This window comes from Gordonia sp. NPDC003585 (assembly GCF_040610755.1).
GTDB lineage: Bacteria > Actinomycetota > Actinomycetes > Mycobacteriales > Mycobacteriaceae > Gordonia.
The window spans coordinates 1-12,313 of the sequence record NZ_JBEXMX010000032.1 but is presented as its reverse complement, the minus strand read 5'-3'; the positions used below and the strand labels follow the sequence as shown (position 1 = coordinate 12,313).

General features: G+C 66.0%; 13 protein-coding genes. 9 read left to right on the top strand and 4 right to left on the bottom strand.

All coding sequences use genetic code 11. The annotated features are described in order from the left end of the window. Window positions 1-57: 57 nt before the first annotated feature. From ABZW74_RS10875 to ABZW74_RS10860, 4 genes are read left to right on the top strand one after another with little or no spacing between them, the layout of a single operon-like run. A complete protein-coding gene (locus tag ABZW74_RS10875) occupies window positions 58-1,473 on the top strand; it encodes a DUF3533 domain-containing protein (protein WP_355276157.1) in 1,416 nt (471 codons plus the stop codon). Between the two features lie 57 nt (window positions 1,474-1,530). Further along, a complete protein-coding gene (recO, locus tag ABZW74_RS10870) occupies window positions 1,531-2,289 on the top strand; it encodes a DNA repair protein RecO (protein ID WP_240857603.1) in 759 nt (252 codons plus the stop codon). Between the two features lie 13 nt (window positions 2,290-2,302). Next, window positions 2,303-3,136: an isoprenyl transferase gene (locus ABZW74_RS10865; protein ID WP_355276155.1), complete on the top strand. Its 834-nt coding sequence runs from the start codon at window positions 2,303-2,305 to the stop codon at window positions 3,134-3,136. Then, window positions 3,133-3,528 (top strand): hypothetical protein, encoded by a 396-nt coding sequence (locus ABZW74_RS10860; protein ID WP_355276153.1) that lies wholly within the window; start codon window positions 3,133-3,135, stop codon window positions 3,526-3,528. The genes ABZW74_RS10865 and ABZW74_RS10860 overlap by 4 nt, the downstream gene beginning before the upstream one ends. A 226-nt stretch (window positions 3,529-3,754) precedes the next feature. Here ABZW74_RS10860 and ABZW74_RS10855 read toward each other — a convergent pair whose 3' ends face one another. Both ABZW74_RS10855 and ABZW74_RS10850 read right to left on the bottom strand, forming a co-directional pair. Beyond that, window positions 3,755-4,168: a Fur family transcriptional regulator gene (locus ABZW74_RS10855; protein ID WP_240862607.1), complete on the bottom strand. Its 414-nt coding sequence runs from the start codon at window positions 4,166-4,168 to the stop codon at window positions 3,755-3,757. Then, window positions 4,165-4,521 carry a metalloregulator ArsR/SmtB family transcription factor gene (locus ABZW74_RS10850; protein WP_240862609.1) on the bottom strand — a complete coding sequence of 119 codons (357 nt, stop codon included), beginning with the start codon at window positions 4,519-4,521 and terminating at the stop codon, window positions 4,165-4,167. Before ABZW74_RS10850 ends, ABZW74_RS10855 begins: the two co-directional genes overlap by 4 nt. 111 nt (window positions 4,522-4,632) lie before the next feature. Between ABZW74_RS10850 and ABZW74_RS10845 the strand changes: the two genes are divergently transcribed. Next, a complete protein-coding gene (locus tag ABZW74_RS10845; RefSeq protein WP_240862611.1) occupies window positions 4,633-5,214 on the top strand; it encodes a hypothetical protein in 582 nt (193 codons plus the stop codon). 10 nt (window positions 5,215-5,224) lie between these two features. Here ABZW74_RS10845 and ABZW74_RS10840 read toward each other — a convergent pair whose 3' ends face one another. Next, window positions 5,225-6,736, bottom strand: coding sequence for a M28 family metallopeptidase (locus tag ABZW74_RS10840; protein ID WP_355276150.1), 1,512 nt, complete (start codon window positions 6,734-6,736; stop codon window positions 5,225-5,227). A 250-nt stretch (window positions 6,737-6,986) separates the two neighbouring features. On the opposite strand from ABZW74_RS10840, the gene ABZW74_RS10835 reads away from it, so the two are divergent. From ABZW74_RS10835 to ABZW74_RS10825, 3 genes are all read left to right on the top strand, one after another. Continuing rightward, window positions 6,987-8,378 carry a glycine--tRNA ligase gene (locus tag ABZW74_RS10835; protein ID WP_355276209.1) on the top strand — a complete coding sequence of 464 codons (1,392 nt, stop codon included), beginning with the start codon at window positions 6,987-6,989 and terminating at the stop codon, window positions 8,376-8,378. 168 nt (window positions 8,379-8,546) lie between these two features. Continuing rightward, window positions 8,547-9,038 (top strand): cold shock domain-containing protein, encoded by a 492-nt coding sequence (locus tag ABZW74_RS10830; RefSeq protein WP_240862646.1) that lies wholly within the window; start codon window positions 8,547-8,549, stop codon window positions 9,036-9,038. A 34-nt stretch (window positions 9,039-9,072) separates the two neighbouring features. Next, window positions 9,073-10,338: a deoxyguanosinetriphosphate triphosphohydrolase gene (locus ABZW74_RS10825; RefSeq protein WP_240862648.1), complete on the top strand. Its 1,266-nt coding sequence runs from the start codon at window positions 9,073-9,075 to the stop codon at window positions 10,336-10,338. Window positions 10,339-10,356: 18 nt separating this feature from the next. Here the strand turns inward: ABZW74_RS10825 and ABZW74_RS10820 are convergent, their stop codons facing one another. Continuing rightward, on the bottom strand, window positions 10,357-10,800 hold the full coding sequence (locus tag ABZW74_RS10820) for a VOC family protein (protein ID WP_355276148.1): 444 nt from the start codon (window positions 10,798-10,800) through the stop codon (window positions 10,357-10,359). A 66-nt stretch (window positions 10,801-10,866) separates the two neighbouring features. On the opposite strand from ABZW74_RS10820, the gene dnaG reads away from it, so the two are divergent. Beyond that, on the top strand, window positions 10,867-12,313 hold a 1,447-nt coding region (gene dnaG / locus ABZW74_RS10815; RefSeq protein ID WP_355276146.1), incomplete at its 3' end, for a DNA primase.

The window sequence follows — 12,313 nt, the reverse complement described above, 5'->3', positions numbered from 1 at the left end:
GAGCCTCGAAGGGCGTGGCGAGACAACAGTGAGACGGTCGGGATCGGGAGGAGACCGATGGGCAAGCACGAGGAGGAGCCGGACGCGACGGTGATCGCGCCCGACCGCGGTGAACACGAGGCGGCCGAGCCGGAGGCAGAGGCAGGCCGGACCATCGCCGACGTGCTCGGGTCACCGCGATTCTGGTTGCTGCCGGTGGTGCTCGTGGTGGTGCTGTTCTGCCTGATGGCAGCCCTGTACATGGCCGCGGTGGTCAACCCGGAGAAGCATCTGCACGACTTCCCGATCGCGCTGGTCAACGAGGACACCGGCGGCAAGGTCGACAACGGGGATGGCACGTCGACCGAGCAGAATTTCGGCGATCAGGTGGCCGACGGTGTGATCTCCTCGGCCGCAGAGAACGGCATCGTCATCAGCCGGACGGATCGGGCCACGGCGTTCAACGACCTGGGTACCGGCAAGGTGTACGGCGTGGTGGTGATCGACACCGGATTCACCAACAAGGCGATTGCGCTGGGGCAGGCGACCGTGCTCACCAACAAACCGGCGACGCCGTCGATCGGGGTCTACATCAACCGCGGGTCCGGCGCGTTCGCATCGTCGGTCACGACGACGTTTGCCGACCGCATGCGCACCGAGGTCAATGCCCAGTTCGGGTCGCAACTCACCGACACGGTGCACGCCCAGTTGAGCAAACTCGACAAGCCGTTCACCGGGGCCGCCCAGGTGGCGCTCGCCGCACCGGTCGACGTCACGGTGATCGAGCCCACACCGCTACCTGCCGGAGCGGGTAATGGGTTGACGGCGTTCTATTTTGCGCTGCTGCTCATCCTGGCCGGATTCACCGGGGCGATGATGGTGAGCATCCTCGTCGACGGCATGCTGGGGCAGACGCCCATCGAGTTCGGCCCGTTCTACCAACTTCGCACCCGCCTGTCGATCTCTCGATGGGGGACCGTGGCGGCGAAGTGGACGATCATGCTGCTCGTCTCGTTTGTGCAGGCGGCCCTGTTCATCGCGGTGTGTGCGGCCGTGGGTACGTCGCTGCCGAATGCGTTTGCGCTCTGGGCATATTCCGTGTTGGCGATCTTCGCGGTCGGGGTGACGGCGACGTCGATGATGGCGGTGTTCGGCAATCCGGGTCTGATCTTCAACCTGATCTTCTTCGTGGTCTTCGGCTTGCCGTCGTCGGGCGGCACGCTGCCGCTGGAGGCGAGCCCACGGATCTTCGAGTGGATAGCGGCCGTGGAGCCGATGCATGTGATCTACCTCGGGGTGCGATCGATTCTCTACTTCGACTCCGACCTGAGTGCGGGTCTGGCGCGGTCGGTGATCCAGTGCCTGGGCGGACTGATCCTCGGTGCGCTGCTCGGCTGGGCGGGCACCAAGTACTACGACCGGAAGAACTGGCATCGCTACCCGGGTGCGATGACCTTGCCGCCGCGTCTGGACCGCGTGATGAACGCCAACTAAGGCCCGTTGCGGTATGTCGCGCTCCGCTCCGTCGTTGCCCGGTGGAAGAATGTGCGGGTGAGGTTCTACCGGGACGAGGCTGTGGTGCTGCGCCAGCACAAGCTGGGTGAGGCGGATCGCATCATCACGCTGCTCACCGCCGAACACGGCCTGGTGCGTGCGGTGGCCAAGGGCGTGCGGCGCACCCGGTCGAAGTTCGGGGCGCGGCTGGAACCGTTCGCGCACGTCGATGTGCATCTCTACCCCGGCCGGAATCTGGATGTGGTGACGCAGGTGCACAGCCTGCACGTCTTCGGCGACGCCCTGGTCGCCGACTACGGGCGCTACACGACGGCATGCGCGGTCCTCGAGACCGCGGAGCGGTTGGCCGGCGAAGAGCGTGCGCCAGCGCCGCAACTGCACCGCTTGACCGTGGGGGCGTTGTCGGCACTCGCCGAGGAGCGACGCCCGCGGGAACTGATCCTCGACGCGTTTCTGCTGCGGGCAATGCATTGCGCAGGCTGGATGCCCGCCCTCGACGTCTGTGCCCGCTGTGCGACGCCCGGTCCGCATCGGGCCTTCCACGTCGCGGTCGGCGGTGCCGTCTGCCTGCATTGTCGGCCGCCCGGCGCGGCGACACCGTCGCCCGGTGTGCTCGACCTGATGGACGCGCTGTTCCGGGGTCAGTGGGAACACACCGCCGATGCGACCCCGTCGTTGCGCCGCCAGGCCAGCGGATTGACCGCGGCGCATCTGCAATGGCATCTGGAACGTCAGCTCCGAACCCTGCCGCTCATCGAACGCTCCGCGCCTCATAGGCTGGTGGAAACGGCGTGAGAGGAGTGCGGTGATGGCGTTACGGCCAGGCGCGTCGCGGCGCAAGGCGTCGGGCGCCGCGGAGAAGCCCGGCGAACCGCGGGTGGTCCGACCGCCCGATCCGCATCCCAGCGGTGCGCGTCCACCAGCTATTCCGGCCGAGTTCGTACCCCGGCATGTGGCACTGGTGATGGACGGCAACGGCAGGTGGGCGACCGATCGTGGCCTGCCGCGCACGGAAGGCCACAAGCGTGGCGAAGCGGTCCTGATGGACACCGTCTGCGGATGTATCGAGTTGGGCGTCACATGGCTGTCGGCGTATGCCTTCTCGACCGAGAACTGGTCGCGCAGTCCCGACGAGGTTCGTTTTCTGATGGGGTTCAACCGCGACGTGATCCGTCGTCGTCGTGACGAGATGAACGAGATGGGTGTGCGAGTCCGCTGGGCCGGCCGCCGACCACGACTGTGGCGCAGCGTGATCCGCGAGCTCGAGGTCGCCGAGGAACTCACCAGGGACAACACGGTGATGACCCTGACGATGTGCGTGAACTATGGTGGCCGTGCCGAGATCGCCGACGCCGCACGGGAAATCGCCCGCCGGGCCGCGCGCGGGGAGATCGATCCCGAGCGGATCTCCGAGTCCACCTTCGCGCGGTACCTCGACGAGCCGGACATGCCCGACGTCGATCTTTTCTTGCGACCCTCGGGCGAACAACGGATCTCCAACTTCCTGTTGTGGCAGTCGGCCTACGCGGAGATGGTGTACCAGGAGAAGCTGTTCCCCGACTTCGATCGTCGAGACCTATGGGCGGCATGCCTGGAGTACGCCGAACGCGACCGCCGTTTCGGCGGGGTGAACCCACGATGACCGACTCCTTGCTGAGCCGGGTGTCGGGGCTGCTCTCCGAAATCGGCAGCGTCGCGTCGTCCGATCCGGAATCGCTTGTGGTGCAAGTCGGTTCGACGAGCGCTTCGATCCGGGTGCTCGCCCTCGCCGACGGGCTCGACGTGCTGGCCATCACCCAGCTCATCGCACTCGACCTCCCGAACACCGAGCAACTCCGCGACGACGTCGAGACCTGCGGTGCGCAGCTGAGCTTCGGCAGCCTCCGGCGCTCCGACCCCCAGGGCGTGACCACAGATGTGCTGCAGTACTACACGTTTCCGGCCGGCAACCTCGACGACATCCCGTTGCTCACCGTCTTGCACATCGTCCTGACCTCCGGCGCCGACGCCGCGACGCGGCTGGTGGGGAATTAGAGCCGAGGTCATGGACCGGGACGGGGCCATCGCGCCAAGGATGGTCGTCCGGCGTTGGCCGCACGAAAAGTAGGGGAAGAAGTTTCTTCCCCTACCCTTGGAGTCCTCCCCACGAAATTTCGCGGGGAGGACTCGGAACTTAGGGGAGGAAGTTCTTCCCCTAGATTTTTCGGCACGACGGAAGCGTATTTGCCCAGGTCAGCGGTTCGGTCACCGGACTTTCGGGTCAGGGAGCGGCGACGGTGCAGTCGGCGCAGGTGCCGAACACCTCGACGGTGTGGTTGATGCCGGTGAATCCGTGCTCGCGAGCGATGCGCGTCGCCCACCTCTCGACCGGTTCGGCCTGGACCTCGACGGTGGTCCCGCACGACCGGCACACGAGGTGGTGGTGATGATTGGCCGAGCAGTGCCGATATCGGGTCTCGCCGGAACCGTCCCACAACACGTCGATCTGACCGGATTGGCTGAGCGCCTGCAGGTTTCGGTACACGGTGGTGAGTCCGATGGATTCGCCGCGGGCTCGAAGGGCGTCGTGCAGTTCTTGTGCCGAACAGAAATCGTCGGTGGCGGCGAGTGCGTCGGCGATCGCGGCGCGTTGACGCGTGGAGCGGATGCCGGTGACCGGCTGCGGCCCGGTCACCGTGCCTCCGCAGCTGCGTCGGAGACCTGGGCGTCGGGCGCGGCGACCTCCATGGCGTGGACGAGCGCGTCGTTCACGATGTGGGCAATGTGATCGTCGAGGAGTTCGTAGGTGATCTCGCGGCCGTTGCGCTGTCCGCGCACCACTCCGGCGTCCTTGAGGACGCGCAGATGCTGGCTGACCAGAGGTTGGCTGAGATCGAGTCGCCCGACCAGTTCGTGTACGCATTGGACTCGTTCACGAAGGGCGAGAACGATCGCGATCCGGGTCGGGGAAGCCAGCGCGCGCAGCAGATCGCTCGCGGCCTCCCGCGCCACGGTAGATTGGCGCAGATCGAATTCGTGAGCCGACATTTGGTGGGACCTTCTCCTCGTGGGTTTCCTGCCATCTTATCGGAAGCGATTGTCAAAGAGTCGACGCTTGGCCGCGCGACCGGATCGGACGTCGGGGCGAAGGAGCGGAGAGTGTCGGGATCGTCGGAAGCACCGCCTGTCGACCGGGCGGCGTTCCCGGTTCTGGTGCTCGGGCTGCTTCTGTGGTTTATCGCGCTGGGCTGGTTCCTCCTGCGCGTGGATCTGTGGATCTTTGGCCTCATCGCTGCGGCTGTGATGTGGTTTCTGTGTCTGGTGGGTGTGGTCTGCGCGGTGATGGGTGCTGTCCGGATGCGCCGTCCGGCGGTGGCAGTTCTCGCCGTGCTGCCGGTGATGGTGTTCGGCACCGTCATCGTCGGAGACTGGGCCGCTGCATCACCCCGAGCCTGGTTCATCACTCATCGCGCCCTCTACGACCAGGCCCTTAACGTCGATCCCGGCGACGACTATTACGGACAGAGCCTTCCTCTGCATCTGCGATACCTGACGGTCGACGGCCGGGTCTCCGGCGGCGACATCAAATTCTTTCCCTTGTGGATCGGAACTCCCGACGATGCAGGTGGCATTCTGCATAGTCCGGGAAGATCACCCGCGGGTTTCGACATGTACGGCATGATGTGCCGAGACCCGGTCTCGCTCGGCGACGACTGGTGGATGTGTGGTGTGAAGTCCTGACGGCGATCCGTCAGGGTTGAGTGCGCTGACGCACTCGTGGGCCGGGTACCGCGTCGGGTCCGGCGACCGCCAACGCATAGGTCGCGACACCGTAGGCCACCGCCGACGCATTGACCGCGAGCGCGCCGTTGTTCACGTTGTCGATGGTGTCCCTGGGCGAGTGGTAGTTCGGATCGAACGGTTGCCCGGCCGTCCCGCCCCAGAGTCGGACCTGCTCCGGTGTCTTCTTCTGTTCGGCGCCGGTGTCCACGCCGCCCGCGGGTACGCCGATTGCGATGAAGGGGCCGTAGTCGGACCGGCCGTCGAAGTCGCCGGGCTGCGTGGTGATCGGTTGCGCCGGGAAGGTCGCGTAGAAGCGGTTGAGGACTCGCTCGATGCCGGCCGAGCCGTCGGGACCCGGACCTGCTCCGTCACGCGCCGAGTCGTCGCCGTCGTAGACGAAGTACCCGAAATTCGGGGAGCCGAGCATGTCGAAGTTCAGGTACAGCGCCAGCGCCTGCCGCTGCGGTACGTCGAGCGACTCGACATACCGGGTGGAGCCGATGAGCCCTTCTTCCTCGGCTCCCCAGAACGCGAAACGCACGGCGCGCGCCACCCGCGGAGCAGAGCCGAGTCGCAGCGCGGTCTCGAGCAGGGCGGCGGTTCCGGTGCCATTGTCGTTGATGCCCGGCCCGGCCGGCACGCTGTCGAGGTGTGCTCCGGCAAGCACGACGTCGTCGGCGCTGCCTGTGGTGGTTTGCGCGATCACGTTGCGCGACACGATCTTCTTGTTCCCGGCAGTAACCGACAGGCTGATCGACCTCGCCGCACGCACCTGGTCGCCTGCGCCTGCCGCGACGCCGACCACCGGGATCGTCGGCACCGGCGGTTCCTCGTCGCCGAGCGTCGCGCCGGCCAGTTTTCCCGGAACGTTGTTGACGACGATGACGCCGCGTGCGCCGGCCGCCTCGGCGAGTCGCGCCTTGTCGACGAACTGGCAGGTGCCTCGGGTGACGACCGCGATCGCGCCGCGCGTGGCCGCCGGATAGTCGGACGCAACACACCCGAATCCGCCGACCGTGACCGGGTTTCCGGTCACCGGATGGTCGCCGGTGCCCGTCGTGTACTGCAGGACCGTCGCGTCGATCGCGATGCCGTCGGCCTTCAGATCCACCGGACCGGACTCGAAACGGGTGTACTCGAAGGTCGGTGTCGAGACGGTGAAACCCGCTCGGCGCAACATGTCCGCGACGTAGTCGACCGATGCGTCGTAGCCCGGCGTACCGGCCGCGCGGTTGCCGTGGTGGTCGTCGGCCACCTGCTGTAGGGCCTTCAGATGCCGCATGACGTTGTCGACAGTGACCCCGCGTGCCAACGATTCGGGGCTGAGGTCTGTGATCGGCGGTGCGATGCTCGGCGGCGACGAGATGCTGGTGTTCTCGGCGCTCTTCTGAGCTGCCTGGTCACCGGCGGACGCGCAACCGCTCACGACCAGCAGAAGCGCGAGGGTCGTGGCGATCAGCGTGCGCTTGCGCAGGATCACGGCCTCAGGGTAGCGGTCAGGACAGGCATCCCGTCGGCAGGGACATGACCAGCGAGTACCAAACGATCGGGGATTCATTAGGGTGGGATACCACCGCCCGCCGAGACCTAGCCCACAGTCAGTTGTTCGCGTCCGCGGTAGCGATTCGGGGTCCGGTGAGCGCGACGGCTACCCTGTAGAGGTTGTTCGTTCGCCGCAGGTGGACGCCGACGACCGTCCCGATCCCAACGTCCGTGGAGAGCACATCATCGTGGCCGCCGCCCAGTCCAATCGAGTTGATCCCGTCGTGAACCTGGCCAAGCGCCGGGGCCTGGTCTACCAGTGCGGTGAGATCTACGGTGGGACGAAATCGGCGTGGGACTACGGTCCGCTCGGCGTGGAACTCAAGGACAACATCAAGCGGCAGTGGTGGCGCACCATGGTCACGAGTCGCGACGACGTGGTCGGCCTCGACTCGTCGGTCATCCTGCCGCGTCAGGTGTGGGAGGCGTCGGGCCATGTAGAGGTCTTCACCGACCCGCTCGTGGAGTCGCTCTACACGCACAAGCGCTATCGTGCCGATCACCTCATCGAGGCCTACGAGATCAAGCACGGCCACGCGCCGGCCAACGGGCTCGCCGACATCAACGATCCCGAGACCGGCCAGCCGGGCAAGTGGACCGAACCCAAGGCCTTTTCGGGTCTGATGAAGACCTTCCTCGGTCCGGTCGACGACGAGGAGGGTCTGCACTACCTCCGCCCGGAGACCGCGCAGGGCATCTTCATCAACTTCAAGAACGTGATGACCACCGCGCGCAAGAAGCCGCCGTTCGGCATCGCCCAGATCGGCAAGAGCTTCCGCAACGAGATCACGCCGGGCAACTTCATCTTCCGCACCCGCGAGTTCGAGCAGATGGAGATGGAGTTCTTCGTCAAACCGGGCGAGGACGAGGAATGGCACCAGTACTGGATCGACCAGCGTTTCGACTGGTACGTGAAGCTCGGCATCGATCCGGAGAATCTGCGGCTGTTCGAACACCCCAAGGACAAGCTGTCGCACTACTCCAAGCGCACGGTCGACGTGGAGTACAAGTTCGGTTTCGCCGGCAATCCGTGGGGTGAACTCGAGGGTGTCGCCAACCGCACCGACTTCGACCTGTCCACCCACAGCAAGCACTCGGGCGAGGATCTTAGCTTCTTCGACCAGGCCAGTGGTGAGCGCTACACACCGTTCGTCATCGAACCGGCAGCCGGTCTCACACGTTCGTTGATGGCCTTCCTGTGTGATGCCTACACCGAGGAAGAAGTGCCGAATGCCAAGGGCGGCACCGACACTCGCACGGTCCTCAAGCTCGACCGACGCCTGGCGCCGATCAAGGTGGCGGTGTTGCCGCTGTCGCGCAACGAGAAGCTCTCACCCAAGGCCCGCGATCTCGCGACCGAACTGCGCGGGCACTGGAACGTCGAGTTCGACGACGCGCAGGGCATCGGCAAGCGTTACCGCCGTCAGGACGAGATCGGTACACCGTTCTGCGTGACTGTCGACTTCGACACCCTCGACGACCAGGCGGTCACGATCCGTGAGCGCGACACCATGAGTCAGGAACGGGTCGCCCTCGACAAGGTTGCCGAATACCTGGCGGGCAAGCTCATCAGAGCCTGACCGTCCGTTGACTGGGCGTCCCAAACCGTTGACCGTGCGTCCTCGTGGGCATCGATCTCGCCGATCGATTCCGCTTGACCTGCGATTGTCTGTCACAATTGAGGGCGAGTTTGCCGTGCGCGCGGACAAGGGGTCCGGCCGCGCAGGCGGAGGAGAGTGAGTGGAGTCGTGGCGGTCAGCGGGAAAGTCGTTCATTACGACACGAATCGGGGTTTCGGGTTCTTGGCGCCGGAGTCGGGTGGCGCCGATGTGTTCCTGCACATCAACGACATCGACATCGACGAGAACTCGCTGAAGCCGGGTGCCAAGGTGTCCTTCGACGTCGAGGAAACCGATCGGGGCGCCAAGGCGATCAACGTCGCGGTGACCGAGGAGGCCCCTGCCGACGATTCGGCGAATGCCCGTGCTCACCGTCGTGAAGAACACCACGGTGGCGGCCGCGGTCATGGAGATCGTGACCGGGACCGCGGACATGATCGTGGTCACCGGGGCGAACGTCGTTCGCGGGGCGGTGCAGGCACGCTCGATTCTGCCGCCTTCACCGAGGAACTCACCGAGCTGCTGCTCGACTCGTCGGGCGATCTGACGGCCGCCCAGATTGTCGCGATTCGACGTCGGGTCACCGAATTCGCCGTCGCCCGAGGCTGGGTGCTTGACTAGCTTTCCCACCGCCGCGGGTCACATCGCACCGCCGATGGCGGACTACGGCCTCGAGGCGACCGAGCGGATAGTGCCGGAAGGTGCCAAGGTGGCGAGCCTCCCCGGCACCCGCACGGATCACCGCAGCGACTTTGCCCGTGACCGCGCGCGCGTCCTGCATTCGGCCGCGTTGCGTCGGCTCGCCGACAAAACCCAGGTCGTCGGTCCGCGCGAGGGTGACACCCCGCGGACCCGGTTGACGCATTCGCTCGAGGTCGGGCAGATCGGCCGGGGTATCGCGATCGGGCTCGGTGCCGAACCCGACCTCGTCGAACTCGCCGGCCTGGCACACGACATCGGCCATCCACCGTACGGACACAACGGCGAACGCGCGCTCGACGAGGTCGCCGCCGATCACGGCGGCTTCGAGGGCAACGCGCAGAATCTCCGCATCCTGAGTCGGCTCGAACCCAAACTGCTCGACGACGAGGGCCGTAGCGCTGGGCTCAACCTCGCGCGGGCGTCGCTGGATGCGACGCTGAAGTACCCGTGGACCCGTCGCGCACCGGGCACCAAGTTCGGTGCGTACGACGACGACGCCGAGGTGCTCGCCTGGATTCGCCGTGGCGCCCCCGAGGGCCGTCAATGCGTCGAGGCGCAGATCATGGACTGGTCCGACGACGTCGCCTATTCGGTGCACGACCTGGAGGACGGGGTGATTGCCAACCGCATCGATCTGCGCACGCTCGCCGATCCGCAAGACCAGCGTGCACTTGCCGAGATCGGTCTGCGGGAGTTTCCGGGCCTGGAACTCGAGGCGCTCATCGACGCCGCGAAGCGTCTCTCCCGCATGGACATCGTCCGGTCTGTCGGCGTGTTCGACGGCACCCTCGACAACTATGTGACGCTCAAACGGCTGACGAGTGAGTTCATCGGCCGGTTCGCGTCGGCCGCGATCACCGGTACCCGTGCCGAGGTGGGTGACCGGCCGGTGTCGCGCTACGACGCCGACCTCGCGGTCCCACAGATGGTCGCCGCCGAGGTGCTGATGCTCAAGACGCTGGCGCTGCGGTTCATCTTCTCCAACGAGCGGCACAAGGCGACGCAGCACCGCCAGCGCGAACGCATCCACCGGGTCGCGGACTGGTTCTTGGCGGCCGCGCCGGGTGGACTCGACCCGATCTTCGTACCCGCCTGGAACGACGCGGCCGACGACACCGCTCGCATGCGGGTCGTCGTCGACCAGATCGCGTCGATGACCGAAGGTCGGCTCGAACGCACCGACAAACAGAACTCGGGCGCACAAGCGCACCTGGGCTGATCTGAGCTAGCACCCACCTCAGCCGGCAGGCGGCTTCAACTCCTGCGCCAGCATGACGAGGATGCCGCTGGGCCCGCGCACGTACGTGAGTTTGTACACGTCGGCATAATTCGCGACGCCCCGCAGCGGGTGGCACCCATGCCGTGCGGCGATCTCGAGGGCCTCGTCGATGTCGTCCACCGAGAAGGCGACCCGGTGCATGCCGATCTCGTTGGGGAGGGTGGGGTCGGTCTCGATCGCCCGCGGGTGGATGTATTCGAAGAGTTCGAGAGTGCCGTGACCGTCCGGCGTCTGCAGCATCGCGATCTTCGCGTGGTTGCCGTCGAGGCCGACGGCGGTGTCGGTCCACTCGCCGCTGACCGTCTCCCGGCCGACCACCGTCAGACCGAGGTCGGTGAAGAAGGCGATCGTCGCCTCGAGGTCGCGCACGGCGATGCCGACATTCTCCAGTTTGATGGCCACGAGTCGGATGCTACCGGCTGGGGACGTGGCCGGAACCGGACCCGCGGACGTCACTACACTGGTCGCGTGGCAGGCCGAATCCCCGATCGCGACATCACGGCAATCCGTGAGCAGACGCGCATCGAGGACATCGTCGGCGAGTACGTGGCACTTCGCCGCGCCGGCGCCGACAGCCTCAAGGGTCTGTGCCCCTTCCACGACGAGAAGACACCGTCGTTTCACGTCCGCCCCAATCACGGACACTTCCACTGCTTCGGCTGCGGAGAGGGCGGCGACGTCTACAGCTTCCTGCAGAAGCAGGAACACGTCAGCTTCGTCGAGGCCGTCGAACAGCTCGCCGACCGGATCGGCTACCAGATCAACTACGAGGGTGGCGGGACCGCGATCAAACGCGACCGTGGAACCCGGGCACGGCTGGTCGCCGCCAACGCTGCCGCGCACAAGTTCTACGTGGCCGCACTGCAGACGCCGGAGGCGCAGAAGGCGCGCGACTATCTCACCGAACGCAACTTCGACGCGGCAGCGGCTGCGCAGTTCGGCTGTGGATACGCCCCCGACGGGTGGGACTCGATGTCCAAAGCTCTTCTGTCACAAGGCTTCGAGTTCGACGAACTGAAGGCCGCCGGGCTCTCGACCGAGGGGCGGAAGGGACCGATCGACCGCTTCCGGCGTCGGCTGCTGTGGCCCATCCGCAACCTCGGTGGCGACATCATCGGTTTCGGTGCCCGCAAGTTGTTCGACGACGACAACATGGGCAAGTACATGAACACGCCGGAAACCATGTTGTACAAGAAGTCTCAGGTGCTCTTCGGCCTCGACCACGCCAAAAAGAACATCGCCAAGGGTCACCAGGTGGTGGTGGTCGAGGGCTACACCGATGTGATGGCAATGCATCTCGCGGGCGTCACCACCGCCGTCGCATCGTGCGGCACCGCGTTCGGCGAAGACCACCTGGCGCTGATTCGCCGTCTGATGATGGACGATTCGTACTTCCGCGGCGAGGTCATCTACACCTTCGACGGTGACGGCGCCGGAAAAGCGGCGGCGCTCAAGGCTTTCGAAGGTGAGCAGAGTATCTCCGGGCAGACGTTCGTGGCGATCGCGCCCGACGGCATGGACCCGTGTGAGCTGCGCCAGGACAAGGGCGACGCCGCGGTCCGCGATCTCATCGCGCGTCGGGTCCCGATGTTCGAATTCGCGATCCGCACGCTTCTCGGTGGCCATGATCTCGACACCGCTGAAGGCCGGGTGCATGCGTTGCGCGAGACCGTGCCCGTGGTGGCGCGGATCAAAGACATCGCCCTGCGGGACGAGTACGCGCGTCAGCTCGCCGGCTGGGTCGGCTGGGAGGACGTCGGACAGGTGCTCGGTCGGGTCCGTGAAGAGGGCGCAAAGGTCATGCGCGCGAACACCTCCCGGGACAGCGGAACAACCGGATCAGGTCGGCCAGGCGCAGCGGGCCTATGGGTGGGACTCACAGGCGCAGCGTCGGGGATTCGTGGTTGCCTATCCC

What these genes read in the sequence shown, in the direction of transcription:
- ABZW74_RS10875 (WP_355276157.1), top strand. Translation starts at nt 58, where the DNA reads ATGGGCAAGCACGAGGAGGAGCCGGACGCGACGGTGATCGCGCCCGAC.
- ABZW74_RS10865 (WP_355276155.1), top strand. Translation starts at nt 2,303, where the DNA reads ATGGCGTTACGGCCAGGCGCGTCGCGGCGCAAGGCGTCGGGCGCCGCG.
- ABZW74_RS10860 (WP_355276153.1), top strand. Translation starts at nt 3,133, where the DNA reads ATGACCGACTCCTTGCTGAGCCGGGTGTCGGGGCTGCTCTCCGAAATC.
- ABZW74_RS10850 (WP_240862609.1), bottom strand. Translation starts at nt 4,521, where the DNA reads ATGTCGGCTCACGAATTCGATCTGCGCCAATCTACCGTGGCGCGGGAG.
- ABZW74_RS10825 (WP_240862648.1), top strand. Translation starts at nt 9,073, where the DNA reads ATGGCGGACTACGGCCTCGAGGCGACCGAGCGGATAGTGCCGGAAGGT.